The organism is Vibrio profundi (genome assembly GCF_005281835.1).
In the GTDB taxonomy this organism is placed as follows: domain Bacteria; phylum Pseudomonadota; class Gammaproteobacteria; order Enterobacterales; family Vibrionaceae; genus Vibrio; species Vibrio profundi.
Window position 1 is genome coordinate 254,359 of record NZ_RZIS01000002.1, and the last position, 25,783, is coordinate 280,141.

General features: G+C 44.9%; 18 protein-coding genes. 9 read left to right on the forward strand and 9 right to left on the reverse strand.

Features of this window, described 5'->3' with window-relative positions:
* The first annotated feature begins 11 nt into the window (after window positions 1-11).
* The 6 genes from ELZ11_RS06055 (at window position 12) to ELZ11_RS06080 (ending at window position 6,726) form a co-directional block, all read left to right on the forward strand.
* Complete coding sequence (locus tag ELZ11_RS06055; RefSeq protein WP_244291618.1) at window positions 12-635, forward strand: chemotaxis protein CheD; 624 nt, start codon at window positions 12-14, stop codon at window positions 633-635.
* 2 nt (window positions 636-637) lie between these two features.
* Window positions 638-1,672: a protein-glutamate methylesterase/protein-glutamine glutaminase gene (locus ELZ11_RS06060; RefSeq protein WP_137356487.1), complete on the forward strand. Its 1,035-nt coding sequence runs from the start codon at window positions 638-640 to the stop codon at window positions 1,670-1,672.
* 34 nt (window positions 1,673-1,706) lie between these two features.
* Window positions 1,707-2,876, forward strand: coding sequence for a methyl-accepting chemotaxis protein (locus tag ELZ11_RS06065; RefSeq protein WP_137356488.1), 1,170 nt, complete (start codon window positions 1,707-1,709; stop codon window positions 2,874-2,876).
* Window positions 2,877-2,885: 9 nt separating this feature from the next.
* A complete protein-coding gene (locus ELZ11_RS06070; RefSeq protein ID WP_137356489.1) occupies window positions 2,886-3,185 on the forward strand; it encodes an STAS domain-containing protein in 300 nt (99 codons plus the stop codon).
* A 26-nt stretch (window positions 3,186-3,211) separates the two neighbouring features.
* On the forward strand, window positions 3,212-4,894 hold the full coding sequence (locus ELZ11_RS06075) for a fused response regulator/phosphatase (RefSeq protein WP_137356490.1): 1,683 nt from the start codon (window positions 3,212-3,214) through the stop codon (window positions 4,892-4,894).
* Between the two features lie 161 nt (window positions 4,895-5,055).
* Window positions 5,056-6,726, forward strand: coding sequence for a DUF342 domain-containing protein (locus ELZ11_RS06080; RefSeq protein ID WP_137356491.1), 1,671 nt, complete (start codon window positions 5,056-5,058; stop codon window positions 6,724-6,726).
* Window positions 6,727-6,804: 78 nt separating this feature from the next.
* On the opposite strand, the gene ELZ11_RS06085 is transcribed toward ELZ11_RS06080, so the two are convergent.
* From ELZ11_RS06085 to ELZ11_RS06110, 6 genes are all read right to left on the reverse strand, one after another.
* Entirely contained in the window at window positions 6,805-8,919 is a 2,115-nt protein-coding gene (locus tag ELZ11_RS06085; RefSeq protein WP_137356492.1) for a type I secretion system permease/ATPase, read from the reverse strand.
* A gap of 15 nt (window positions 8,920-8,934) precedes the next feature.
* Window positions 8,935-10,845 carry a bifunctional diguanylate cyclase/phosphodiesterase gene (locus ELZ11_RS06090; RefSeq protein WP_137356493.1) on the reverse strand — a complete coding sequence of 637 codons (1,911 nt, stop codon included), beginning with the start codon at window positions 10,843-10,845 and terminating at the stop codon, window positions 8,935-8,937.
* Window positions 10,846-10,850: 5 nt separating this feature from the next.
* Window positions 10,851-11,519 (reverse strand): transglutaminase-like cysteine peptidase, encoded by a 669-nt coding sequence (locus tag ELZ11_RS06095; RefSeq protein WP_137356494.1) that lies wholly within the window; start codon window positions 11,517-11,519, stop codon window positions 10,851-10,853.
* Window positions 11,520-11,571: 52 nt separating this feature from the next.
* Window positions 11,572-12,963 (reverse strand): HlyD family type I secretion periplasmic adaptor subunit, encoded by a 1,392-nt coding sequence (locus ELZ11_RS06100; RefSeq protein ID WP_137356495.1) that lies wholly within the window; start codon window positions 12,961-12,963, stop codon window positions 11,572-11,574.
* Window positions 12,964-13,079: 116 nt separating this feature from the next.
* Window positions 13,080-14,309, reverse strand: coding sequence for a sigma-54-dependent transcriptional regulator (locus ELZ11_RS06105; RefSeq protein ID WP_137356496.1), 1,230 nt, complete (start codon window positions 14,307-14,309; stop codon window positions 13,080-13,082).
* Window positions 14,310-14,334: 25 nt separating this feature from the next.
* Complete coding sequence (locus ELZ11_RS06110; RefSeq protein ID WP_137356497.1) at window positions 14,335-16,146, reverse strand: sensor histidine kinase; 1,812 nt, start codon at window positions 16,144-16,146, stop codon at window positions 14,335-14,337.
* 168 nt (window positions 16,147-16,314) lie between these two features.
* On the opposite strand from ELZ11_RS06110, the gene pdxH reads away from it, so the two are divergent.
* The gene (pdxH, locus tag ELZ11_RS06115) at window positions 16,315-16,950 is read left to right on the forward strand and encodes a pyridoxamine 5'-phosphate oxidase (RefSeq protein ID WP_137356498.1); all 636 of its coding nucleotides are present in this window, start codon (window positions 16,315-16,317) and stop codon (window positions 16,948-16,950) included.
* A gap of 59 nt (window positions 16,951-17,009) precedes the next feature.
* Here pdxH and ELZ11_RS06120 read toward each other — a convergent pair whose 3' ends face one another.
* From ELZ11_RS06120 to ELZ11_RS06130, 3 genes are all read right to left on the reverse strand, one after another.
* On the reverse strand, window positions 17,010-17,732 hold the full coding sequence (locus ELZ11_RS06120; protein ID WP_137356499.1) for a helix-turn-helix transcriptional regulator: 723 nt from the start codon (window positions 17,730-17,732) through the stop codon (window positions 17,010-17,012).
* Between the two features lie 397 nt (window positions 17,733-18,129).
* Entirely contained in the window at window positions 18,130-19,947 is a 1,818-nt protein-coding gene (locus ELZ11_RS06125; protein WP_137356500.1) for an SUMF1/EgtB/PvdO family nonheme iron enzyme, read from the reverse strand.
* A 133-nt stretch (window positions 19,948-20,080) separates the two neighbouring features.
* Window positions 20,081-21,184, reverse strand: a complete 1,104-nt coding sequence (locus ELZ11_RS06130; protein WP_137356501.1) for a PEGA domain-containing protein — start codon at window positions 21,182-21,184, stop codon at window positions 20,081-20,083.
* 425 nt (window positions 21,185-21,609) lie between these two features.
* On the opposite strand from ELZ11_RS06130, the gene ELZ11_RS06135 reads away from it, so the two are divergent.
* Both ELZ11_RS06135 and putA read left to right on the forward strand, forming a co-directional pair.
* Window positions 21,610-22,437, forward strand: coding sequence for a helix-turn-helix domain-containing protein (locus ELZ11_RS06135; protein ID WP_137356502.1), 828 nt, complete (start codon window positions 21,610-21,612; stop codon window positions 22,435-22,437).
* Window positions 22,438-22,616: 179 nt separating this feature from the next.
* Entirely contained in the window at window positions 22,617-25,775 is a 3,159-nt protein-coding gene (gene putA, locus ELZ11_RS06140; protein WP_137356503.1) for a bifunctional proline dehydrogenase/L-glutamate gamma-semialdehyde dehydrogenase PutA, read from the forward strand.
* The last annotated feature ends 8 nt before the right edge of the window (window positions 25,776-25,783 follow it).

Below are 25,783 nucleotides of genomic sequence, written 5' to 3' on the forward strand. Positions count from 1 at the left end.
CGGAGTCGCCCATGTTAGCAAGAGAAAACAGCGCTTATGTTAATCGGTTTTACCATAACCAGAAGAAGCAGCATGTGGTTAAGGTGCTTCCTGGCGGGGTGTATTGTACTGATCAACCAGAAATTATTAGCACTGGGTTAGGCTCGTGTGTCGCGGCTTGTATTTGGGATCCTTATGCTCATGTTGGTGGCATGAATCATTTTTTACTGCCGATCGCTCATAGTACAGAACACCATCACTGGTCTCATGATGATGTGGTATCTACTGCATCTCGATATGGCAGTTATGCGATGGAAATGCTGATTAACCAGCTGATATCACTTGGGGCAGAGCGCGTCCACATGAGAATGAAGCTGTTTGGCGGCGCGCAAATGCTAGGGCGGAAGTCTGCCATCGGTGAGAAGAACGTAGACTTTATTCTCCGTTACGCGAAACAAGAACGTTTTGAGATCGATGCCTATGATCTAGGAGGTTTAGAGCCAAGAAAAATTCTGTTTGATCCTTTAACGGGGAAAGCTTGGCTAAAGCGAATTCCATTTGCCGAGATCAGTCATCTTAAACATGAAGAGGATCATTACGCTCAACAAGTTGAAATTGAAAGTCATAAACCAGCCGATGATGTGGAGTTGTTTTAGGTATGCGAAAGATAAAAGTGTTAGTTGTCGATGATTCTCCGGTATTTCGTTCACTGTTAACTGAATTGATCTCGTCTGATCCAGATCTTGAAGTGGTAGGTTCCGCTGAAGATCCTTATGAAGCGCGTGAGTTGATCAAGAAATTGAATCCTGATGTGCTGACACTTGATATCGAAATGCCAAAAATGAATGGCGTTCAATTTCTTAAAAACCTCATGCGCTTGCGCCCGATGCCTGTGGTGATGATTTCAACGTTAACTCAGCATGGCGCCGATACAACGTTGCACGCTTTGGAGTTGGGTGCAGTCGATTATTTCCCTAAGCCAGCCATGGATAGCACTGGCGATATGCTTGGCTATAAAGATCTCATTAACTCCAAGATAAAAATTGCCTCAGGGGCGAATGTCAGTAGTGAACCGCTAGCAAGTCAGTCTATTGAAACCGTGGTTGCGAGCGGGAAGTCTAAGCTCGAAATCATTGGGATTGGCGCGTCTACTGGCGGTACAGAGGCAGTACGAAATGTGTTGTCAGCCTTACCATCGGGACTGCCACCCATTGTGATTACTCAACATATCAGTGCCATGTTCACCAAATCTTTCGCAGAGCGCTTAGACAGTATCAGTGAAGTGAAAGTGCAGGAGCTGAGTGCGGGTACGGTGCCTTTAGTGAAAGGTTGTGCCTACGTCGCACCTGGTGACAAGCACATGGTGATTATACGTAAAGGTTCTAAGCTGTATGGACAAGTTGATGATCGCCCGCCTGTGAATCGTCATAAACCATCGGTGGATGTAATGTTTGACTCGATAGCAGAAGCCGTTGGTGTCAACGCTATGGCGATCATTCTTACGGGAATGGGCAATGATGGCGCGCAGGGCATGCTCAAAATGAAAGAGCAAGGAGCCATTACCATAGCTCAAGATGAAAAGACTTCTGTGGTTTGGGGAATGCCTAGAGTCGCGGTAGAAATTGGCGCAGCGATGCACGTGAAGCCTTTATTTAAAATTCCTAAAGTGCTTGCTCAGTATGTAAACGAATAAATTCTTATAAAAAATATAACGTCAGGACGTCAATATGGATATTGAAACGGATTCCAACTCTCGGGCTAAATACGTGCTCGTTATTACTTGCCAGATAGTGTTGCTGACTATTGCAGTCTTTTATGCCACTTCGAGTATTCAAATAGGGCTGATGATCGCCGCTGCGGGTCTGCCGTGGTGTGCATTTCCTTATCGTTCGAAGAAGTCGAATAAAGAAGCTAAATCGCCTCATCAAGATCATACCTGCATCAAAGCACAAACGATTGATACTGTGCGAACGCTCTATTCTGAAAATCTACCTAATATTCATGACTCGCTGGGTAAACAACACAAGATCATTGAGGACTCTGTAGAAACGCTCAATGAAAGCTTTTTTGGCTTACAGAAAATTAGTGAAGAACAAAGTCATGTATCTGAAGGGTTGGTGAATGAAATGCTGTCTAACCAAGACAGTGAATACAGCCTTTCACGAGTACTGCCTCGTACCGAAGAAATCATTAATCAATTCGTGACTACCTTGGTGGATGTGTCTGAAAAAAGTATTTCAGCGGTTCACAGTATTCACGATATGTCGGCCAAGCTTGACGCGGTTTTCCGCTTACTAGAGCGAGTACGTGGTCTTTCCGAACAAACAAACTTATTGGCGTTAAATGCCGCAATAGAAGCCGCTAGAGCTGGCGAGGCCGGGCGAGGCTTTGCTGTGGTGGCACAAGAAGTCCGGGAACTGTCTGTGAAAGCTAAAGAACTCAACGATCAAATAGAAAGCGAAATCAATGTTGCTCAAAACACCGTGAAGCAAGCCAATGCGACGGTAGGTGAAATGGCCTCGATTGATATGACCATCGCGATTGAATCTAAAGAACAGGTCGACGATATGTTGAAAGGGGTTCAGCAGGTAAACGTAGCGGTTGAAAATGAAGTCCACAAAATTAGAGAGCTTGGTAGCCAACTCGCGGGCCAAGTAGGTAATGGTATTCGTGCACTGCAGTTTGCCGACATTGTGAGTCAGCAAGGTGAGTACGCAAATGGCAGCCTTTATGTGTTTGATGAAGTGGTGAAATTAATGAACCGCTTCACCACCAAAGAGATTAACGAAGAAGAGTTTGCATTAGAACTAGACCAACTGTTAGAAGACTCCAGAAATCGTGGAGGCCCTGCAGCGAGTCAAGCAAGTATCGAAGAAGGTGAAGTTGAACTGTTTTAGGGAGCGATTATGACGATATCAAGCACAGTGAACCACAATGATAATAAGATAGAAATCACGGTTGAAGGCGCGTTTGGATTCAACTTGGTTCAGGAATTTAGAAGCTGTTATCACGAGAAAAAAGAATTCAATTACGTCATCGATTTTCGAAGAGTGGATTACATCGATAGTGCGGGGTTAGGGATGCTACTCAATATGCAGAAGTACCTCGCGCCTAACGACAAAAAGATCAAAATCACCAACACCATGCCGCAGGTGAAGAAGATCTTATTGATTTCACGCTTTGATAAAAAGTTTGTCATTGAATAACCATTCTTAAGATCAAGGAGAGCGATATGAGAATAATGGTTGTCGATGATCATGCGACCAATCGAGAGTTATGCCGCATCATGCTTAGTGGGTTGTTTTCACAGTTTGATGCTTATGAAAATGGCGAGGTGGTGGTCGCGTCTATGCAAGAAATGGACGAACTACCCGACATCATTATTCTTGATGTAATGATGCCAGTGAAAGATGGGTTTGCGACTGCAAAAGACATTCGTGAAGCCTTTCCAGAGCATCATATTCCAATTTTATTTTTGAGCGTTCTTAACGACCAAGAGTCCTACCAAAAATGTTTGAGCTACGGCGACGACTACATACCAAAGCCCATTGATAAATCGGTACTGGTCGCTAAAGTTCAAGCGCATTATCGCATTGCCCGTATGCACAGTGAAATGAAACAGCAGCGTGATGAACTGAGTCATTTTCATGAGCAGGTAAAATATGACTACACCATCGCTGAATCTATTTTCACCAACTTAATGGATGAAATGGGCTCTCAGCTGACCAATATCCAAGGGGTTAATTACATTTCAACGCCTTCGACAGTCTTCAACGGGGATTTAATTGTCGTCGCCAAAAGGCCTCATGGCGGTGTCTACATTATGATTGCCGATGCAACAGGCCACGGTTTGCCCGCTGCTATTTCGGCCATTCCTGCTTCTCGCGCATTCTTTTCTATGGCAGCTAAAGGCTTGTCGCTAGGAGAAATTGTCACTGAAGTGAACGATTCACTGGTGCGCTTTCTACCTATGGGGATGATGCTCGCGGCGAGCGTATTTGAAGTTAAAAATAACGGTTTAGATGTGAGCTGGTGGGGCGGCGGATTGCCTGACAGTTATGTTTTGGATGCCGACCGCACCATTCAGCGTAGGTTGATTTCAAGCCATATGCCGCTCGGCGTTCTGGGTAGAGACGAGTTTGAGGTGAACTTGGTTAACCTCAAGCTTGAAGAAGGCCAGCAAATCGTCAGCTACACAGATGGCGTAACAGAAGCGGAAAATAACGCAGGTGAGCAATTTGGTCAAATGCGCTTAGAGCAAGCGTTAGTGAAACCGGGCCCCATCATCGAAACCCTTTACGAAGAAGTGAAACAGTTCTCTACCCAGCGCGAAAGCGACGATGTTTCGATTCTTTTAATGGATTTTCCAATCCAAAGCCATGATGAAGTGAGTACCATGAGCGACACCGACTTTGTAAGTCAGGTGCCTTCAAAATCTTCTTTGTTCTTCCCTAAGCCAGTACTGAGCACGGTGACTGTAATGGCGGAAGTTCGCCAACATTTAACCGGGGTAATATCCGGTGGTGCAGATTTAGATCTGGTGTGTTCGGTATTGTCTGAACTTTTTGCCAATGCCATCGAGCATGGTTTGCTGCTGCTGGATTCTAAATTGAAAGATGACCCAGATGGTTTCTATACATTCTATCAATTGAGAGAAGAACGTTTACAAGCGCTTGATGAAAACGCTTGGGTGAAGCTCGATCTTGAGTTTAAACCTGCAGAAAAGCAGCTGGTCATGCAGTTGGAACATAATGGTGAAGGGTTTGATGTTAACAAACACCGAAACAATGACGATCTGAAAACACATGGTCGAGGCATCGTTTTGGTCTCTGAATTGTGCCAATCGCTCTCTTACTTTAATGAAGGGCGAGGGGTGACCGCGGTGTATGGCCTAAATTCGATGAATTCTGCTTAGATTTTTTCGGTCTATAATTAGATTAATTCTTAATAATGAGATTCTGTTGCAAGAAAAAACTTAAGTGATGTGAGCCTGATTATTGAATCGGCAGCATTCTCTAAAAATTAGATATTTTATAGACTGGATTCTGAATTTCGTTTTCGGGAAGTTGTGGCTGTATGTGGGATAACATTATTGCACTGTCGGATGATAAACAGCAGGTTGTGGCTAAACTGCAATCTGGCATCATTGTGGATTCTAGTTTTGACCAAGTTGGACTACCCGAAGCGTTAGCGAACATTGAAGCCGATGGTTACTTCTTTGATGACGAAGAAGCTCTGCGATTTGTTACCTTAGCTAAAGAAGGCAAAGGGGAAGCATATGAAGGCGTGGTACTTGCCGAGGTGCGAAATGCGACTGCCGAGGTTGAAGTCTCTACCGATGAAATGCTTGCCAGCATTAAAGTGACTGGTGCGTATAATGGGCGTGGGTTGCGCGGAAACGAAATCGTTCATTGCTTAGCACAGGCTCATATCAGTAAAGGCATCAATAAGCTGGCGTTGAAAAAAGTCATGGTGATGAGCAATCAGCTCAAAGGCGGTGAAACATTCACTCAGCCAGTCGCCAAAGGACTTCCTCCCGTCAAAGGCAAAGATGCTCAGTTTATCCCTTTGGTTAAAGACGTCACCAAACAGGTACTAAAGCCACAAGGTGATGAATCTGAAAAGATTGATATGCGAAACCTAGGTGAGACGATTACTGTGGATGAAAATGCCGAAGTGATGCGTCGAGTTCCCGCAACAAAAGGTAAACCTGGTTTTACCGTTCAAGGCCGCATTATCCCACCATTGCCGGGCAAAGACAGTTTATTGAAGCCGGGCAAAGGCACACATATTTCTCCAACCGATCCAAACCTCTTACTTGCTACCAGTTCAGGTATGCCGCTTATTAAAGAAAAATCCATCGAAGTTGATCATGCCCTCTGCTTGAATAAAGTTGGGGTAGGTACAGGCCACGTGAAGTTTAAAGGCAACGTATTAATTGCTGGCGATATCGAGCCGGGTATGGTGGTAAAAGCTTCAGGTACGATCACGGTTGGTGGTTTTATTGAATCGGCAGAAGTGCAGGCTCAAGGGGACATCAAAGTAGGTAAAGGGATCATTGGCCACACCGTCAGCGAAGGGGAGCCTAAAAGCTGTAAGGTGATGACTAAGGGCGATATTACCGCAAGCTACGCTCAATTTTCTGAACTACAAGCTGGGCAAGACATTCGTTTGAGCGTGCATAGCATGAACAATGAGCTACGCTGCGGTCATGATTTAGTGGTAATGGATGCACCGAAAAAACACGGCACGTTGAGCGGCGGCGAGAGCAAAGTCGGCGGAAAAGTCACGTGTGTATTCCTTGGTGTAGAAGGGGATACCGCAACCAAGGTGCATGCGTTTGCGCGTTACGATACCTATAAGCAGAAAATCGCGGAGCTGAAAGAAAGCTATAAACAAGCTCAAGAAGCGACGATGGAAGTGATTCGTAAAGAGCTTGAGTTTAAAAAGAAACCGAAAGCGGAACGTAGCGAAGAAGAGCAGCATTTGATTGAGAATATGAAAGCGCAGAACAACCATGCGTTGGAGTCGGGTAAGTCTCAATTAGAAGTATTAGAGCTTGAGTTTGAGGATGGCCTAGCGACCAACACCATTGAAGCGACCGAGCGAGTATTCACGCGTGTATCGGTGCAATTTGGAGAAGAGGTGGTCACCACCAAGCGAACGCATGGAGCGAGCGTGTTCTCATTCAACCAATACAAAATTGAGTGTACGTCTAAAATGGAAAGTGAAGATGTGATGCCATAGTCGGATGTATCAGATAGAAAAAGGGAGCTCAGTGAGCTCCTTTTTTGATTGCGTGACTTTGATATATTGGGTTGATGTTTAGCTGACCGCTTTGACTTTGCCTTTCTTCAAATCCGAAAGAACCTGCATTTTCGGACCATCAGCAATAATGCTGCCTTTTTCCATCACAATCACACGATCTACCACATCAAGCATGGATGTTTTATGAGTGATAAGAATCAGAGTTTCGCTTGGGACTAATTGCCCCAATTGCTGCTTAATGTGCATCTCTGAGCGGTTATCCATCGCACTGGTTGGTTCATCCATTAGCAAGACTGGCGGACGACCTAGGAAGGCCCTAGCAATCGCTACAGACTGACGTTGACCACCTGAAAGCTGCCCACCGCCTTCACCCACTTGGCGTTCCAAACCAGCCGGGTCTTGTTGAGTAAATACGGTTACCCCGGCGCGGTTAGCGGCATCCATGACATCTCGGTCGTCGACTAAAGGACGGCCTAATGTAATGTTGTCGCGAATCGAGCCGTAAAACAGATTACTGTCTTGCGGAACGCAGCCAATGTTGCGTCGTATATCCACATGGTGGAGTTGTTCGATGTCCGTGCCATCTATACGCACATGGCCTTCTGTAGGCTTGTACAGGCCCATAATCAAGCGTTCTAGGGTGGTTTTACCTGAGCCTATACGGCCGATGATTGCGACTTTCTCGCCGGGGTTGATCGTAAGGCTCAAGTTACGAATAGAAGCGATCGGTGAATCTGGGTAATGGAAGGTGACTTTGTCTAACTCTATACGACCTTGCACAATAGGACGGTGGATATAGCGTTTACCTTCTTCTTGTTCGTCTGGCATTGCCATCACTTGTTCCATGATGGTCATTGATGACTTCGCTTGGTTGTAACGAGTAGAAAGCAGCGACAGCTGAACCAGTGGGCCAATAGCGCGGCCACTCAGCATGGTCGCAGCGATCAAGCCACCCATAGTTAATTCACCTTCTGCGATTAAGTACACCCCAAAGATGATCATACCGACGTTACAGCTTTGTTGAACGAAGCCAGCAGCGTTTTGAATGCTGTCTGTGATGCGGCGGCTTTTAATGTTCCAGTTCGCCATGTGAGCAACCGCTTCTTCCCAGCGATATTGGAATTGGCTTTGAGCGCTGAACAGCTTAACCGTTTCAAGGCCGGCGATACTTTCGATCAAGTTAGCGTATTTTTGAGACGCGAGGCGAGAGCCTTCTTCAATCGTTTGTCTTAATGGCCCTTGAATCAGGATTGCGTGAATGATGAGTAGCACGACCCCTACAATCGGCACTAAGACTAAGTTACCAGCCATCAGCCAAATTAAGCCAAGGAATAAGATGGCGAATGGTAGGTCTATCAGTGAGCCTATAGTGGCGGACGTAAAGAATTCGCGAATCGATTCAAATTCTTGCAAGTGACGAGCAAAAGCGCCCACAGAAGGAGGCTTCGACTCCATGCGAATTCCCAGTACTTTACTGAAAATCTTTGAAGAAATGAGGATGTCAGATTTTTTGCCTGCAACATCAATGAAGTAGCTGCGCATCAACTTGAGCAGGAAGTCGAAAAGGAAGACTACAAAGATACCACTCGCGAGAACCCATAAGGTTTCAAACGCGAGGTTAGGGACCACTTTGTCGTACACCAAACGCGTAAACATCGGCGCAGCAACAGCAAACATGTTGATCAGAATGGAAGCTATCAATACATCGCGGTAGATGTTCTTAGACTCCCAGATCGTACTCCAAAACCAGTGACCTTCACGTGTTTTAAGTACCTGAGGAGAGCGCTCATCGTAGCGGAACTGCTTTTTAACTAAGAAGTAACGGCCGATGTATTGTTCTTTTAGTTCACTAAGCGGGAGTAAAATTGGCACCATACCGCTTTCTGCGGTAATGACTTCGGCTTCTTGTTTCTCTAAGTTAATACTGTTGAGCACACACGAGCCGCCATTTTTAAGCAGTAAAATGGCCGGTAAGATCAGGTGTGGAATATTATCTAATGTAGAACGGTTTTCTTTGGCGACAAGCCCCGCACGTTCTGCGGCACGCGGAAAAAGAAATGGGGTCAGTTTCCCATCGGAAAGCGGTAATCCGTTGACCAAAGCCTCAGGCGAATTCGCCAACCCGTAATAGCGGCTGACGTAAATTAGCGAGTTGAGTAGCGCATCTTGCATTTAATGACCTTACAACTATTTATCTACGATGAAGCCTTGGAATACTTCAACAAAGTGATCAGACAAGAAATCCAGCTGAGTTTGGGTTTCGATTCGCGAAGCGATGGTAGTGATACCTAAGTTATGAGCGGTTCGCGAAATGGAAGTCAGAGTAAATTTCTGCTTTTCGTCATCCAAGTTATGGGTGAATAAGTAATCCAGTTTCACGTAACTTGGTCTAAATTCGTTGATGTACTCCAACGATTGGAAATTACGACCGTAATTATCGACACCGAATACCGCATTAGCATTACGAATCGTATTACAGAGTAGTGCTGTGTAATGTGGCTCGTGAACAAAACAGTTTTCTGGGATTTCGAAGTGTAGCTTGTCGGCGATGTTTTGGTTGTTTTCCAAAATCTTACCAACCCAACGGATGAAACTAGGCTGAGCGATACTGCTCGGAGACAAGTTAATTGCTGCAGGGTGTGTTAGTTCACCGGAGTTCAGTTTCTCCACCACTTGTTCGATAACGTATTCATCCAGTATGTGGCTGGCTTCTAGTTGCTCTAGGGCAAATAGATATTGGTTGGCACTGTAGCGAACGCCATCTTTTTCAATTGCAGAGAACACTTCTTGGTGGAACGTTTTACCAAATCGGTTGTTTGCGGCTTGGAATCGGAAAGTAAGCAGCTCATCGTGAATTGCTTCTTCAACCAATGTTTTCCATTGCTGTTTACCAAGAATATTTTGCTGCTCGTCACCAGAAATATAACCGTATTTAAGCTCAGGGTTGGCTTTAGCTAAAGATAGAGCGTTATCCACCAGTGACATGATTTCGGTACTGGTCTTAGTTTGGCTACTGAAGGTGACACCTAGGGAAATATCTGCGTCAGCAGTACCCGTAGGGTCTGAATGCAGCCCTTGAATACAGCTAACAATGCTATCGGCGATGAGCCTTAGTTCACTTTCCTGAATATTTGGCAGAATGAAACCAAATTCATCTTTGGAAATACGTGCGATGGTCACGCCTTGTGTGGTGATTGAAGTTTTGAGCATATCAGCAAGCTGAGCCACTAATTCATCACCTTCTTGGTAACCTTTCTCTTCATATTCGTCAGCGACAAATTGAGCTTGCAGTACTGCAAGTCCGCCTAGACTCGATTCTGTTAACCATTGGTTTAGCTGGCTCATGTAAAACGCACGGTTACCCAAATGAGAGACAGGGTCGATATAAGCGCGTTCACGTAGTTTTTGGGCTTCTTTGGCTTGGTTTTTAAATGATAGCTCTACTTGAGAAGACATACGGTTAATGCCGTCTACCACCAATCTTAAATCTTTGGTTTGTGGTTTCTCTAGTGGTTCACCAAATTGGTTTTTAGCAATTTGGTCCATTTTATTGATGATAAGAGTAAGTGGGTTCAGTGCTCGTTTTAGGATTAACGAAATCGCTGCCATACCAATGACAAATATGGCACCGAAAGCCGTTAATAGATTGAGGAAAGACTGCCACAATTGCTCGTAAGCAGAACCTGGGTGGCTGACAATTTCCACTTCGGCTAACTGCATCCAACCACTGGTTACGACGCGTCGGTCATGAATCTTTTGGAACAGGTTCATATCGGTAAACCATTTCGGTACACCGTTAGGCTTGATTGGATATGAACGCAGAATTTCATTACCAGTGTCTAAGAAGATCAGTCGAACCACCGAATAAGAACTGCCATCAAATAGAGCATTGATTACCGACTCAACCGCGACAGGGTCTTTGTTTTCAAGGTAAGGGGCGAGAGCCAAACCTACGGTATTGATGGTGTTATTCACTTCTGAGCGTTGTTGTTGCTCTAGGTGATTTCGGGTGGTGTTGAACTCTATCATGAAGACGGATGCCATCAGCAAGATAAAGACCGCTACCATTCCTACCACGAGTTGTTTATATAAAGTCATTGTACCTACTCATCGTAATTGATAATGGGTTTGTTTAATTTGAGGTTACGTTCTCTTGAACGGAGATCGTTCCATAAGCTGAGTCGAGAAGATTTACCTGCGAGCTTGCCGCTTCCAGCTGAGGATTTCATTAGCCAAAGGTTTTTACCGTTAAAGCTGTAGATCGGCAGTAAATCTTTTCGTGTCGATGCTTTCTTTATTTGTGGGTTAATGTTGTCCAAGATTAAAGGCTCGGCACTTGGCGATGTATAGTATGCCAATACCATATGAAACTGGTTTAGCTCTAGAGCTTTTACGTATACAAGACGAAGTTTCTTATCTGGGACGCCTAATTCAAGTAATGAGAAGTACTTAGCGATTGTGAAATCTTCACAGTCACCGGCGTTACTGCCAAGGAACTCTAATGGTGTGGCCCAGTAATCGTTTTTGCCCCATAAAACATCGTCGTTCACAAAATAAAGTTGGTTAAAGAAGCTGTTTACCGAAGTTAGCTTGTCTCTTTCGGAAAGCGTTTTGTACTCGTTGATGTTCTTACGCCAAGTTTTGACTCGTTTTCCCGCGCGTTCCCCATATGTCGCACTGACAGCATTCACCCATTGTTGCTCTTTGGTATTGAGAGCAACAGATGTGGTGGATGCTAATAGTAATAAGAGTAGCGAGATGCGGTACTTCATTACGTTAATAACTCATTTTTATAGAGTTAGCGTGAGTCATAAATGTCCCTATCTATTCTTTTAGTGCGTTATTCTTAGCGCCTAATATTGGCTTCATAATGTATTCGAGCACGGTACGCTTGCCTGTGATGATATCGACGGAGGCTGTCATACCGGGAATGATGGGTAACTCTTCGTTTTGACCAAAGTTATGTTTGTCGGTACGAACACGCACAATGTAGAAGCTGTTGCCTTCTTCGTCTTGAGTGGTATCGGCACTGATGTGTTCGAGCACGCCTTCTAGCCCGCCATACTTAGTAAAATCATAAGCACTAAACTTTACGATGGCTGCTAGGTTTGGCCTCAAGAATGCGATGTCTTGAGGAGCAATTTTGGCTTCCACTAACAGTGAATCTTCGGTAGGGACGATCTCTACGATGTCCATGCCCGGCTGGATTACACCACCCACCGTATTAATACCTAGTGTCTTAACTGTGCCTGTCACTGGAGAGACCACAACGGTACGGTTTACTCTGTCTTCTAAGCCAACTGCGGATTCTGTTATCGCAGATAACTTGTCTTGTGCTTGGTTTAGCTTTTCTTGCTGCTCAGAACGGAAATTCAATGCTGCATCAATACGGCTTAGTTTGGCCTCTTTAATAGCAGACCGTAGTACAGGAATTTTTAGTTCACTGGAGTTCAATTCGCGGCGCGTATCATTCACTTGTCGCTGCAGTTTTAAAAGCTCAATGCGAGGTACCACTCCTTCTTCTGCAAGTGGGCGAGTGATTTCTAACTCTTTTCTTGCATATTGGTAGCTTTGACGAAGGTTCTCTACCCGAGACAGAATTTCGATTAAGTCTTGTTCTTTTTGCTGAACTTGCTGGTCAAATACCGATAATTGGTTACGTAAGTTATTTAAATCTTGGCGGTATTCTGCTTTTTGACGTTGTACTAGCTTAGGTTGTAATTCGTAGAATTTAGGTGGGAATGCGAGCTTGTTGTAATCCAGCGACACGCTGCTTTTCCAGCTTTCGTTAGAGGTATCTTCATTAATAATAACGCTGGTAAGGGACGCAGAAAGCTGCAATACACTGGCAGTAAGGTTAGCCACTTGCTGTTCACGTTCACGGAAATCAGAGCGAAAGCGCGTGTCATCAATTAAGAGGAGCTGCTGGCCTTTTTGTACCTGCTGACCTTCTCGTACCAATATTTCTTTAACTAGGCCACCTTCTAAGTTCTGGACGACTTGGATTTGAGAAGAGGGGATTACTTTGCCTTGGCCGACGGTGACTTTGTCGATTTGTGCCCACGCCGCCCAAAAAATGGCTGCGATGAAGAAGGTCACTATCACCCATAACATGATTCGTGCGCTAGTCGGAGTGTTCAAAAGCAACGCAGCGGTTTTATCGTCTACGTACTCTAATTCTGTGGTCGTTAACTTATTGAGGCCTTTTTGGCTCATTGAACATCCTTGTATGTATAACAGTGGCTTAAGCACCCTTGAGTGTATTCTTAGTTCCACCAAAAGTTAAGATTTTGTTTTATATGATTATCGCAGTTTATGCTTTATAAAAATGCTTAATTCTTATAATTGGTTTTGTCGAGTTGGTGCTTCTTCATTTTGTCGTAAAGTGTTTTACGCGATATCTGTAATTCTAGCTGCACATCCTTTAATCGACCATTATGGCGATGTAAGGCTTCTACGAGTAGTTGCTGTTCAAACACATCTATCCTTTGATTGAGTGAACTTTGCTGCTCAGAGAGTGAAGCCGTAGTGTCTTCTTGATTATCGTTTTGCGCTTTCAGCGCTCGGAGTTCAGCATGTTGGCGCAGTTGTTTAATGTTCTCTGGCCATTCGTGTTCTTGTAATTGAATGACCTCTTGCGAAGTGATTGCTGGTGGAGGGAGCTGGTATCGGCTCGCGGCACCACGAGCGAAGTGTTTAAATAAGTCACTAATGTCTTCTTTTCGTTCAGCTAAGCTAGGCAATTCAAAGCATTGATAGTTGGTCGCCATTTCTTTTGGGCATTGTAGCGCCGAAATGATCAGGCGAGTGTCTGAGGTCTGGCAGTCTGCCAGCCATTGCCAATGTTGTGATTGAAGAATTTCACCTTGGTAGACGTAAAGGCTGCCCCCAGAGATACCACCCAGTAGCTTCTGAACTTGATCTTTACACTGTTGCTCTGATTCCGTGTTTAGCTCATATGCTGGAATTGGCAGTAGTTCGGTTCCGCTTGCGCTATGTAAGTCATGTGTATATTGCGCTGTAATTCTCTTGCCTGTCCCTACCGCCCCTGTGATCGCGATTAAAGTGTCTTGCTGGTGGTCTAGAGCGATGAGCTGTCTGCGAAGGTCGACTATCGCTTTTGATTGGCCGATTAGCTTAGGGCCAATGTGGGTTTGCATTTCGAGCTCTTTACGCAGCAGATAGTTTTCTTGGACGAGTGATAACTTGTCTTGAGCTTTTTGGATGGCCGTTAACAGTTTGTCGATAGAAAATGGTTTTTCCAGAAAGTCATAAGCGCCAGCCTTCATGGCAGAAACCGCGGTTTCCACATCGCCATAACCCGTAAGGACAATGATTTGGAAGTGGGGGTTTTGCTTGAGAAGCTGAGTCGAAAACTCAACGCCATTCATGACTGGCATATGAATGTCTGTGATTACGATGGCTGCGCGAGCTGTATCAATAGTGGCTAAGGCCTCTACTGCGTTTGGAAAGCAGGTCACATCAAACCCTTCGATCAGCAGTCCTTGCTGCACCGAATCGCGAATAGTCGGTTCATCATCGATAAAGTAAATATCATGCATCGCTATTGAGCATCCTTACGCATAGCTAGTCACTACTACCATCAATAGATTGATATAGCGGTATTGTCATAGAGAATAGCATGCCATTTGTTGAGTGACAGGTTGCGTTTATCGTGCCGTGATAGGCTTCAATGATTCTTTTTGAAATCGATAGCCCGAGCCCTAAACCTTCAGGCTTAGTCGTAAAAAATGGGTCAAACAGTTGCTCCAATTTTTCGGATGAAATCCCAGGTCCATTGTCCCAAACCATCAATTCACAGACGTTGTCGTTAAGCCTCCATTCCACTCCAATCTGCGGCGATTGTTGGCCCGAGAACGCTTGAATCGCATTGTGGATGAGGTTCACCAACACTTGCTCTAACTCCGTTGGGTGTATGCTCAATACGATGTCACTCGGGACCAAAGGCAGGCGCAAGGTAATACCTTGGCGAATAAGCTGAGGGCTAAGTAGGCCGGTCGCGTTATTAACGGCATCATGCAGGTTGGCTTGGTGATGTTCCTGCTTGGTGACTTTTCGGGTAAATATTTTTAGACGTGCGATGATCTCTGAGATTGAGGTGTTGAGCGCGATCATTTGGCTTAGGTTAGATGCCACCATCTCATTTTTACCCATCGCCAATAACTTCACGCTGTTCTCACTGTAGGTTCTAAGTGCAGCAAGCGGTTGGTTGATTTCGTGATTAATGCTGGCTGAAAGCTCACCTAAAACGGCCAACTTGGCGGCTTGAGTGAGCTCTTGCTCAGTTTGTTTAAGTTTCAGCTGGGACTCTTGATACTGAAAGATAGTTTGCTGCAGCTGTTGGTTAGTTTGCTGTAGATGTTGAGTACGTTTATCTACGGTTTGCTCTAAATGCTGATTGAGATCGGTTAACGCGAGCTTTGCCTTGTAGGTTTGTCGCCACGACCATGCAATCAGCACGATGAGTCCATAAATAACCAAGAAGATAAGATCGGCTTGCGCGATACTTTTAAATAACGGCTTTGCACTTTTAAGAGCGATGACTTGGTAACCATTGTTATTAAACGGGATGGCGAAAATATTGTAGTTCTTACTGCTGATGAGCTGGTCGGTCGGTAAGGTTTGTTGACTAGACAGTAATGCACTAACGGTCGTGATGGGAGAGATCGGCTCTTGCCCATACTGACGAGAATCTCGTATTTGCTGGCGCTGCTCAGGTGTCATCGAGAAAAAAGAGCGGTATAACCACTCCGTATTGCTGGAGAGGAAAGCGACTTTATTGCTGTCTAGCACGATGACGTCTGAACTTTCAGATGTGATGAGCTGTTCTATGTTTTCTAAGCTGACCTTCACCGTGATCACGCCAAGGATTTCGTTGTTCTCGATTAGTGGTGACGATAAAAAGTAGCCTCGAACGTTGGATCTCACACCTAAGGCGACATATTGCGAATCTTGCCCTTGAATGGCTTGTTTGAAATAAGGACGAAACGCAAAATTCTGCCCAACGAAGGTATTAGGTTGCTGGTAGTTACTCGATGCAACCACATCGCCATTGAGAGCGTGTACATATATCGTGTCCGCTAAGCTTTGTTGCGACCATTCCGCCAATAATTGATTGAGATTGTCAGAACTATTTTGATGGCGAAAGTAGTTAATGAGGCGCGGGTCGTGGCTCAATAAGTCAGGGATCTGTTGGAATTTGGCGAGCTCAGAATCGATTTGTTGATTGGCCTTGCTGGCTGCTGCTTCCAATAAAGTGGTGAGCTTTTTCGTATGATATTGCTTGGCTAACTGGTGAGTTGAGTTAAGACCAAGGATACCAATCACTAGAGCGAGCAAAATAAACGGCTTAGTAAAGAAACGCTTTGGGCTGTTCAAGGCGGCCTCGAATATGTTTGTCTGATTAGCGAATGATATCAGTGATGTATCAATATTAACGCGATCTGGATTACATTGAGTTAGCGGGCACACAAAATCAACTTGTGTGGACTTGTGTTTCAGGGTTTTAGAGCGCAAAATCACAGGAAAATTCCAAGGAGTCCAAAGATGGAACTGAATGATATCCGCCGTGAATATGCGAAAGGCGGCTTAAGACGTAAAGACTTAAAAGCCGATCCGATTGAACAGTTTAACTTGTGGTTAGAGCAAGCTATTCAAGCGAACTTAACGGATCCAACAGCAATGACGGTGGCGACGGTTGACAAAAATGGACAACCTTTTCAACGCATCGTATTGCTAAAAGGCTGTGACAAAGATGGGTTTATTTTCTATACCAACCTTGGTAGCCGAAAAGCACAGCATTTAGAAGATTGCAGCAAAATCAGCCTGCACTTTCCTTGGCACCCGCTAGAGCGCCAAGTTCATGTAACAGGCACCGCTGAAAAGCTAACGGCAATGGAAAATATGAAGTATTTCTCTTCACGCCCGAAGGAAAGCCAGTTAGCAGCGTATGCGAGTAAACAGAGTAGCCGTATTTCAGCTCGTGGAATTTTGGAAGGTAAGTACCTAGAGCTGAAACAAAAGTTTGCTAGCGGTGAAATCCCAGTGCCAAGTTTCTGGGGTGGTTTCAGAGTGAAGCCAGAAAGCATTGAGTTTTGGCAAGGTGGTGAACGTAGGCTTCATGACCGTTTCTTATTCTCACGCCAAGATAACAGCTGGGATATCGACCGATTAGCACCGTAAGCTGATTTAAATCTTAATTGCGAACAAAAACGCCGATGGCTAAAAACCATCGGCGTTTTTTATGCGACGTCGTTATGCAGAACGACCGATATTTGTTTTTTGAGTAAGGTTTCGGGGATCACCGAGCCATAGCCTGAATCGAGGGCGTATTCGATGAGCTGATGCTTACTTGTGGCTTGGAATTTGTTTCGTAAGCGAGCGACATGGCCTTCAACGGTTTTGATTGAAATGTTCATCGAATTAGCGATGAACTGAGGCTTCTTTCCATAGAGCAGTAAAAACAGCACTTCAGATTCTCGGTTGGAAAGTGGAGTATTTGGTTTGGCTGCTCCATGTTTGCTTTTAGTGCTCGATTGCTCCGTTTCCATTCCTGTCACTCGGCAAACCCAATGCCCAACTTCAAGTATGGCGGTGTCGGTCAACTCTTGGCCATAGAATATGGTGCCTTGAACATTTCCTTGCTCATCTAACCATGGCGTTTTCGTAAATATATGCGCGTGCCAACGGCCATCTGGGTATGGGTGAATGTCTAATACTTTGAGCGTTTTCTTCGTCGACATCACATATTGGTCTTGGTCGCGAAACTCTTGCGCGCACTGTGTGGTTTGGCTTGGCATGTCAAAGTCACTTCGCCCAATACAATCGTCGGGTGAGTCGACACCTATTAGTTTTGCGTAAGCAGCATTGGCGTACACAAAGACGGAATCTTTGTCTTTACATCCCCAGCAACCTGGCAGTTGCTTAAACAGGGAAACCTGTTGGGAGGTGAGTTTCTCGTTCAAATTGATGTCTCGTTATAGGGAATCTTATATGACATTAGTTACTCATGAGAGTGTACCTGTGATGGTAGCCAAAATGTGTGACTCAGCCCCAAATACGGTATAGCGCCTTGTGCCATGGCATTGACGTTGGTGCAAGTGATTATTAAGTGAACACTTTCGAGCTGGCTATTTTCTTTAGGCATAAAAAAAGCCAGCCTGAAGAAGGGCTGGCAAAGACAAGATAGTTACTTGCCGACGTGTAGAAGACGTTAAAAACTATTAGCGAGGGTTGTGCTAACAATCTGAGACATCACATGAAACAGGTGTGAAGTACTACGTCATGGGGCTACTTTACAAAATGCTGTAGGCACAAAAAAGGGGGGAAATCCCCCCTTTTCGATAATGATAATTTTACTGATTAAAGTTGTCTTAGAACCCTAAATCCTAGGTAGTTCGCCGAGGTCGAAGTCGATACATTTAGTTCGCTATAGGCTTTAGCTTCATTTGGAGAGAAGCTCCATGCACCGCCTTTAGCCAAACCGTGATTGACGTTAGTCCATTCCCAAACGTTGCCTACCATGTCGTAGAATCCGGCGGAGTTAGCAGGGAAAGACTTCACTGGCGAAGTACTTTGGTTAGACCAAGGCGTACCTGCCCAACCAGTATTGGCTTGGCCTGCTCCGAAGCTATCGCCCCACCAGTAATCGGTTTGATTGCCAGAACGTGCAGCAACTTCCCACTCAACGTCGCTTGGAAGGCGGTAAGTGAAGCCAGTTTGCTGCGATAACCATTTAACATAGGCAGTGGCATCGTTGCGGCTAACACACACAACAGGGTTATTCGCAGTTTGCTTAAAGCCAGGATTTCTCCAGTAGCTGTCTGGAATTGGGGTTACTTCGGTTTCATGGATGGTGTTACAGGTGTTTTTCAATTCAGCGTCGGTTTGGTAGCCCGTTTGCTCGATGAAGGCTTTGAAATCTCCAACGCTGGTTGGTGTTGCTGCAAGGGCAAATGCTTGAGGTATACGAACTTGCTGAGCCGTATTTTCACCAATGAAGTATTCGCCTGCGCCAACAATGATCAGTTCCGGTGCGCGAGTGCTATGGCCGATGGCATCAGCAAATTTATCGCCAGCACTTAAGTTGTTCTGTTTCTCACGTAACACCGCACGTAAGTTATGATCGCGTTTTACCGTTAATTGCTGATGGAAAGACTTGTAGCCTTCTTTTTCGATCGTGACCATGTGTGGCCCAACAGGCAACATCACTTCAACAGGTGTACTGCCATAATTCACACCATCAATGGTCACTTTGTCATTGTATTGGTTTGAACGCACCGTCAGGCTGACCCAAGCGACTTCTTTTTGAGTTGCTGCTTGTTCGGTTTCACCTTGGTCGAAGCAGTAATTGGAGTCGATTCCTAGCAGGCGGCAAGGAGCATTTTTCGCAGGGCGTGTTTCTAACTGCGCGCTAACGACAGCCTTGTGTTTGTTGTTGTCGTAGAAATTAGCGGTTTCGACTTTATGGTTCAGGACATGAATATTCAGCGAAGCAGAAGCAAGGTTTTGTTTAATCAGCTTAGATTCTGAACTGTCGTCGATAACATTGGATTGGAATTGATTTACAGCCTTTTGCAACGCGAGATCGGTAGTTTGGCCTGAACATTGTGCCAGTGTCATATCGGTTTGACAGGTATTGGTGAAGCTAACCTTTTGCTCACTGGTTTGTGTTAACTCTTTGCGCAAGCGCTCTGCTCTTGCTCTGAGTTTATCTTTGTTCAAAGCATGAATTGAAGCGTCGATAACCATCTTATCGGCTTCTATCATTGAAAGCTCTAGACCAAGATCTTGAAGCGTTTGTTGAGCCTCTAACTGTTGAGCTTGGCTTTGTTTTACATCTTGCCACGCGGCTTGGTAAGCAGTTTGAGCAGGTGAGATATCTAACTCTGGCTCATTGATCATGCGTGCATAATCGCGTTCCAACTGAGCCTTGGCTTTTTGCAGAGAGGCTTCGGCCTTGGTTACAGATTGCTCTGCGCGATGAATCTGCTCTTGCTGGTTATCAACTTGATTCTGTTTCTCAGCCAGCTTCTTTTCGACGTCAGCTAAATCTGAGTGTTTGGTAAACAAGGTGCTTTCAATTGAAGTAACCGATTGTGGCGCGGCTTCTGCCAACACCGCTGGAGTTACTAAGCAGGGAGCAAGTGTGAATAATAGAGCAGGAATACCTTTGCGCATAACGGGTTACTTTAATCAAATTGATGGATAGAAGGATATTCTAAACGAAAACGCCATTTTGTCTGAAGCTATCTGAGTAACTTACTAACAAAATGGCGAATTTAAGTTCAGCTTTGTGAATTAAGCTATGTTCTTAACTGTTTTTATTTGGCAGAAGTTTCACCCAAATCGTGTCACTGCCATTTACTGTGATCTTTCTGTTGTAGGTTTCGTAACCGTCTTTAGATACGGTGACTTGGTGACGACCCGCTGGCAGCAAAATTTCAACAGGAGTACTGCCGTACTTTACGCCATTCACAGTAACGGAGTCGTTGTACTGATCAGAACGTACAACCACGTTTGCCCATTGCTTGTCGTTTTTGCTTACTTTTGCGGCTTTATCACCCGTTAAACAGTAGCGAGTAGAAACGTTCAGCAGCTTACATGCCGCAACCGTTTCTGGTTTTGCTTGAAGTTGAGCTTGCATTTGCGTGAAGTAAGCATTGTTACCAGAGAAGCCACTTTTAATGATTTGGCTGTCTTGCACATGAATGTTTAGCTGAACACCTTGCAAGTTTTGTTTCGCTAAACCACTTTCGGTGAGCTGTTCAAGCAATTTTGCTTTGAAAGTGTTCACTGCTTTTTGATTTGTTAGCTGCTTACCCTGATTAATACACTCGCCTAACGTCATTGTTGATGAGCAAGTAGTTGAGTAACTGGTCTCAAGAACTGCACTTTCACGTAGCTCAGTGGCAATACGTTTCACTCTAGCTTCAACTTTTGACTCTTCAAGATTCGCGAACTCATTGTTTAAACGAGCTTTCTTTTGCTTGATTTGAGAGAGGCGAATTTCACTTTCACTGAGTGCTTGTTCATTCTCAAGCTGCTCAGTTTGGTTTTCTTTGACTGCTGTCCAAGAGTCTTGGTAGCTTTTTTGGAATGAGATCAGGTCGATTTCAGGGTCTTCAAGCAAGCGACTGTACTGTTTATCCAGTGCTGACTTAGCTCGATTGCGTTTTGCTTTTAGCTCTTGCCCTTCACGCTCTAGCTTAGATTTTTGATTCTGAAGCTGTTTTAGTTCGTCATTTACTTGAGTTTGAACACCTGAAAGTTGTTCAATATCGTTACTTTTTGCGTCTAATTTTTCATCGATAGCAGTGACTGGGTCAACTTGATTGAGTTCTTCAGCTGATACCGATGCAGATACCCAAAAAGGGGATAGCGCGAGTAAAAGCGCCGAAATTCGAAAGTTGGTCATAGGTCCCTGCAGCATAGTAAATAGAATTAAATTTAAAGTTATAGATTAACGATTTGAGTTAATCTTCATTATTAGATGGAAATTTGTTATCGGTTCCATTTATAGCTTGTTATCAATAATGAATCTACTAAAAAGCCTCTAGAAAGCGGGCGAGCAAGCAGTTTTCACTTTCGAAAGAGTAATAATTTGAGCTGCTAGCGAAAAAATGACGAAATGTGAAAAAGCCTGAAAATTGACCATACATGAGCCGTAACTTGTCACTACTTGATCATTGTTCCGGAAGCATGATCGCCATGATCTTGGTAAATGATCTATAAGAACAATAGCTTTAAATGAGAATTTGATGGATTAGGATTATTAACAAATTCATCTTCAGGAAAATTCAGAGTATTATTTAGGATCTCTGATCGGGAATTTTGACTGTCATGCCTAAATTAATTGCACCACTTATTCAACCAGCCACACTGGAGCCAATCGAGCATTCGCCTCGCCCGGCTGAGATTGTGACGCTTCCTTCACATATGGATTGTCATGATCATCACTACACTCAAGTGGTCATTGGTTTAAAGGGACAGGCGGAGTTTGAAGTTAGCGGTAAAGGGAATTTAGTTGGCCCTGGGCAAGGTTGTGTCGTGACGGCTTGCTCTGATCATGCTTTCGGTGGCGTGGTCGGCCAATCGGATATTTTAGTGCTTAATATGCCTGCACCCTCTGCCGATGACCCTTTGATGCTTGAGAAGTTAAACCAACTCTCGAGTGCTAATACCTATTTTCAGCTTGATGGCCAAATCCAGAAACTGATCCAAATGTTAGTGCAAGAGATGCAGTCTAGCCCCGACGATCTGCTATTAAGCCGAGCCTGTAACGACACTGTTATTGCGTTACTGCAACGTCATATTTCCGTTTTTGAAACTTCCCATAAAGAATCTCGATTCGATCTTGAAGTGATCGACCGCTACATCGAGCAACATTTGTCAAATAAGATATCGGTTGCACAACTAGCTGGCAGTGTTTTCCTCGGAGAGAGCCAGTTTCATATGCTTTTTAAGGATCAAATGGGCATTACTCCGCATCAATACGTTCTCGGAAAGCGCATCGATTTAGCGAGAAAACTGATCGAACAAGGTCATCTCACTTTAGGGCAAGTTGCTGAATTAAGTGGTTTTTCTGGTCAAAGTGCATTTACTCATACCTTCTCTCGCCTGCAGGGCATCTCCCCGTCACAATATAAAAAGCAAATATTTGTTAAATAGTTAAACCAGACGACATATTATCTTGTACTTTTATGTGTGACCTTGTTTTTGTTTTGTTATAAAAGCGAGTTTTTAGCAAAAAACTCGGAGTTTTTGACAAGTATTCCTTATGGTCTCAAAATACACTGCATCCATTGTAGATATCCCGACTTTTTCGGGTGTGAGATTGAGGAAAACGCATGTTTACAGCAACTGATGTGTTAAAGCCGGAGTTTGTTGAACAACCGTTAGACAAACTGTGGTCACTCATCTCACCATTATATATGGTGGATGAAACACAATGGCTAGAGCAGCTTCTACCGCTTGCAACGCCTTCTGAGACAGAAAAACAACAAATTAGTGGCAAAACCACTGAGCTAATCGAAGCGATCCGCGCTGATAAAAGTTCGATCCAAATGATTGATGCATTGCTACTTGAGTACAGCTTAGATACTCAAGAAGGCATTTTGTTGATGTGTTTAGCTGAAGCGTTAATGCGAATTCCAGATGCTGCGACAGCCGATGCGCTGATTCGTGACAAATTAAGCGTTGCCGATTGGAAGTCTCACCTAAAGAGCTCTGATTCTGTATTTGTGAATGCGTCGACTTGGGGTCTAATGTTGACGGGGAAAGTCGTTGGTTTGTCTGAGAAGCAATCTCCAAGCCCGACTCAAGCAGTTAACCGCCTAGTTAACAAGCTTTCAGAGCCTGTGATTCGTAAAGCGATGCACCAAGCGATGAAAGTCATGGGTCACCAATTTGTATTGGGACGCAGCATTGCTGAAGCACAAAAAAATGGTCGCGGCATGCGCGACAAAGGCTTCACGTATTCTTACGATATGCTAGGTGAAGCGGCGCTAACCACAGCGGATGCGAATAAGTACTTCAAAGATTACCTAATGGCTATTGAAGCGGTTGGCCGCGATAGCTACTCAAACCCTAAGAGCCCAGCGCCTTCTGTTTCTATTAAGTTATCGGCTTTGCACCCGCGCTATGAAGTGGCAAATGAAGACCGCGTATTAACTGAGCTATGCGATACGCTGGATCAGCTGCTGCGCCGCGCGATTGAACTTGATGTTGCGATTACTATCGATGCAGAAGAAGCAGACCGTCTTGAGCTGTCGCTTAAGTTGTTTGAAAAGCTTTACCGCAGCGAACTTGTTAAAGGATGGGGTAAGTTTGGCTTAGTAATTCAAGCGTATTCTAAGCGTGCATTACCTGTTTTAGTATGGCTTAACGGCTTGGCGAAAGAGCAGGGCGATATGATCCCACTTCGCTTGGTTAAAGGTGCGTATTGGGACAGTGAAATTAAGTGGTCTCAGCAAGCTGGTTACGATAATTACCCAGTGTACACACGTAAAGAAGCGACAGACGTGGCTTACCTAGCGTGTGCTCGTTTCCTATTAAGCGACAACGTTCGTGGAAACATCTTCCCTCAATTTGCTAGCCACAATGCACATACAGTGACTGCGATTGCGGTGATGGCAGAGCATAAAGATTTCGAATTCCAACGCTTACACGGTATGGGTGATTCCCTATACAACCACGCGATGGAAGCTTATCAACAATCAGTGCGTATTTACGCACCGGTAGGTAGCCATAAAGACTTGCTGCCGTACTTGGTTCGTCGTTTATTAGAAAACGGGGCGAACAGCTCGTTTGTTCACCGTCTAGTTGACGCTCGTTGTCCTGTTAGTGAGCTAACCCAACACCCTGTCGATATGTTGTTGGCGTTTGATACGTTAAATAACACTCAGATTCCATTGCCTTCACAAGTGTTCCCAGAGCGTAAAAACTCTTACGGCGTGAACATTGATATTGAAAGTGAAGCGCTCCAGTTCGAGCAAGAAGTTCACCGCTTCTTAGATAAGAACTGGAATGCTGGCCCTATGATCAACGGCGAATCGCTATTCGAAAGCATGATCAAGGTAGATCACTCAGTCGAAGCGATAACAGCGCCTTACGATCGCCGTATTAATGTGGGGCAGGTAGCGTTTGCAAACCTTGATCATGTTTCCGCTGCGATTGAAAACGCAGACGCGGCTTACCCAACGTGGAAAGCGATGCCAATCGAGCAGAAGAGCCTGTTACTAGAGAAGCTAGCAGATCTACTTGAGGAAAACTTAGCTGAGTTAGTCGCGCTTTGTCACCAAGAAGCAGGTAAGACGATTCACGATAGCGTGGATGAAGTCCGCGAAGCGGTGGATTTCTGTCGTTACTACGCAAAACAAGCGGCTAACCTTGGTCCATTTGAGTTGAAAGGCTTTGATGGTGTGACTCGCGTATCTTCACGTGAAGGTCGCGGTGTGTTTGTTTGTATCAGCCCTTGGAACTTCCCACTGGCGATTTTCTTAGGCCAAGTAACTGCTGCATTAATCGCAGGTAACACGGTTGTCGCGAAACCAGCAGAGCAAACTAGCTTGATTGCCGCACGCGCTGTCGAGTTGATGAATGAAGCAGGTTTCCCTACTGGCACGATTCAACTACTTCCAGGTCGTGGTGCAGAAATCGGTAGCGCATTAACTTCGCATAACGCGATTGCAGGTGTGGCATTTACAGGTTCAACTCCTACTGCGCAGCGTATTAACGTTTCACTTGCAAGTCGTGATGCTAAGCCTGTCCCGTTTATCGCGGAAACAGGTGGTCAAAACGCAATGATCGTAGATAGTACGGCTCTGCCAGAGCAAGTTGTACGTGATGTTATTCGTTCTGCCTTTGCTTCGGCTGGCCAACGCTGTTCTGCGCTTCGTGTTCTATTCGTTCAAGAAGACATTGCTGACCGTATCGTTGGTTTGATTCAAGGTGCGATGGATGAGTTGCATGTTGGTATTCCTCATTTGCACAAAACGGATGTGGGCCCAGTTATCGATGCGAACGCTAAGCAAAAGCTGTTAGCGCACTTAGAAAACATGACTGCGACTCAGAAGAAAGTGGCGCAATTAACGCTTTCTGATGAATGCGCTCAAGGGGATTTCGTTCCACCAAGTGCATTCGAAATTACCGATATTAGCTGCTTGAAAGAAGAACAGTTTGGCCCTGTGCTACATATTGTTCGCTTTAAAGCGAGCGAACTAAGTAACGTGGTAGAGCAAATTAACCAAACTGGTTTCGGCCTGACGATGGGTATCCATAGCCGTAACGAAACGACTTACCGTTGGATTGAAAAGCATGCTCGCGTGGGTAACTGCTACATCAACCGCGACCAAGTTGGTGCTGTGGTTGGCGTACAACCATTTGGCGGCCAAGGGCTTTCAGGTACAGGACCGAAAGCAGGTGGACCACACTACTTGTACCGTTTTACCAATGTGCACTTTGCTGACACACCGGCACAACAATCAACCACTCAAGACAACGCATAAGGAGCAGT

What these genes read in the sequence shown, in the direction of transcription:
- pdxH (WP_137356498.1), top strand. Translation starts at nt 16,315, where the DNA reads ATGGAACTGAATGATATCCGCCGTGAATATGCGAAAGGCGGCTTAAGA.
- ELZ11_RS06125 (WP_137356500.1), bottom strand. Translation starts at nt 19,947, where the DNA reads ATGCGCAAAGGTATTCCTGCTCTATTATTCACACTTGCTCCCTGCTTA.
- ELZ11_RS06090 (WP_137356493.1), bottom strand. Translation starts at nt 10,845, where the DNA reads ATGACTTTATATAAACAACTCGTGGTAGGAATGGTAGCGGTCTTTATC.
- ELZ11_RS06075 (WP_137356490.1), top strand. Translation starts at nt 3,212, where the DNA reads ATGAGAATAATGGTTGTCGATGATCATGCGACCAATCGAGAGTTATGC.
- ELZ11_RS06080 (WP_137356491.1), top strand. Translation starts at nt 5,056, where the DNA reads ATGTGGGATAACATTATTGCACTGTCGGATGATAAACAGCAGGTTGTG.
- ELZ11_RS06070 (WP_137356489.1), top strand. Translation starts at nt 2,886, where the DNA reads ATGACGATATCAAGCACAGTGAACCACAATGATAATAAGATAGAAATC.
- ELZ11_RS06055 (WP_244291618.1), top strand. Translation starts at nt 12, where the DNA reads ATGTTAGCAAGAGAAAACAGCGCTTATGTTAATCGGTTTTACCATAAC.
- putA (WP_137356503.1), top strand. Translation starts at nt 22,617, where the DNA reads ATGTTTACAGCAACTGATGTGTTAAAGCCGGAGTTTGTTGAACAACCG.
- ELZ11_RS06085 (WP_137356492.1), bottom strand. Translation starts at nt 8,919, where the DNA reads ATGCAAGATGCGCTACTCAACTCGCTAATTTACGTCAGCCGCTATTAC.
- ELZ11_RS06100 (WP_137356495.1), bottom strand. Translation starts at nt 12,963, where the DNA reads ATGAGCCAAAAAGGCCTCAATAAGTTAACGACCACAGAATTAGAGTAC.
- ELZ11_RS06130 (WP_137356501.1), bottom strand. Translation starts at nt 21,184, where the DNA reads ATGACCAACTTTCGAATTTCGGCGCTTTTACTCGCGCTATCCCCTTTT.
- ELZ11_RS06060 (WP_137356487.1), top strand. Translation starts at nt 638, where the DNA reads ATGCGAAAGATAAAAGTGTTAGTTGTCGATGATTCTCCGGTATTTCGT.
- ELZ11_RS06065 (WP_137356488.1), top strand. Translation starts at nt 1,707, where the DNA reads ATGGATATTGAAACGGATTCCAACTCTCGGGCTAAATACGTGCTCGTT.
- ELZ11_RS06095 (WP_137356494.1), bottom strand. Translation starts at nt 11,519, where the DNA reads ATGAAGTACCGCATCTCGCTACTCTTATTACTATTAGCATCCACCACA.
- ELZ11_RS06135 (WP_137356502.1), top strand. Translation starts at nt 21,610, where the DNA reads ATGCCTAAATTAATTGCACCACTTATTCAACCAGCCACACTGGAGCCA.
- ELZ11_RS06105 (WP_137356496.1), bottom strand. Translation starts at nt 14,309, where the DNA reads ATGCATGATATTTACTTTATCGATGATGAACCGACTATTCGCGATTCG.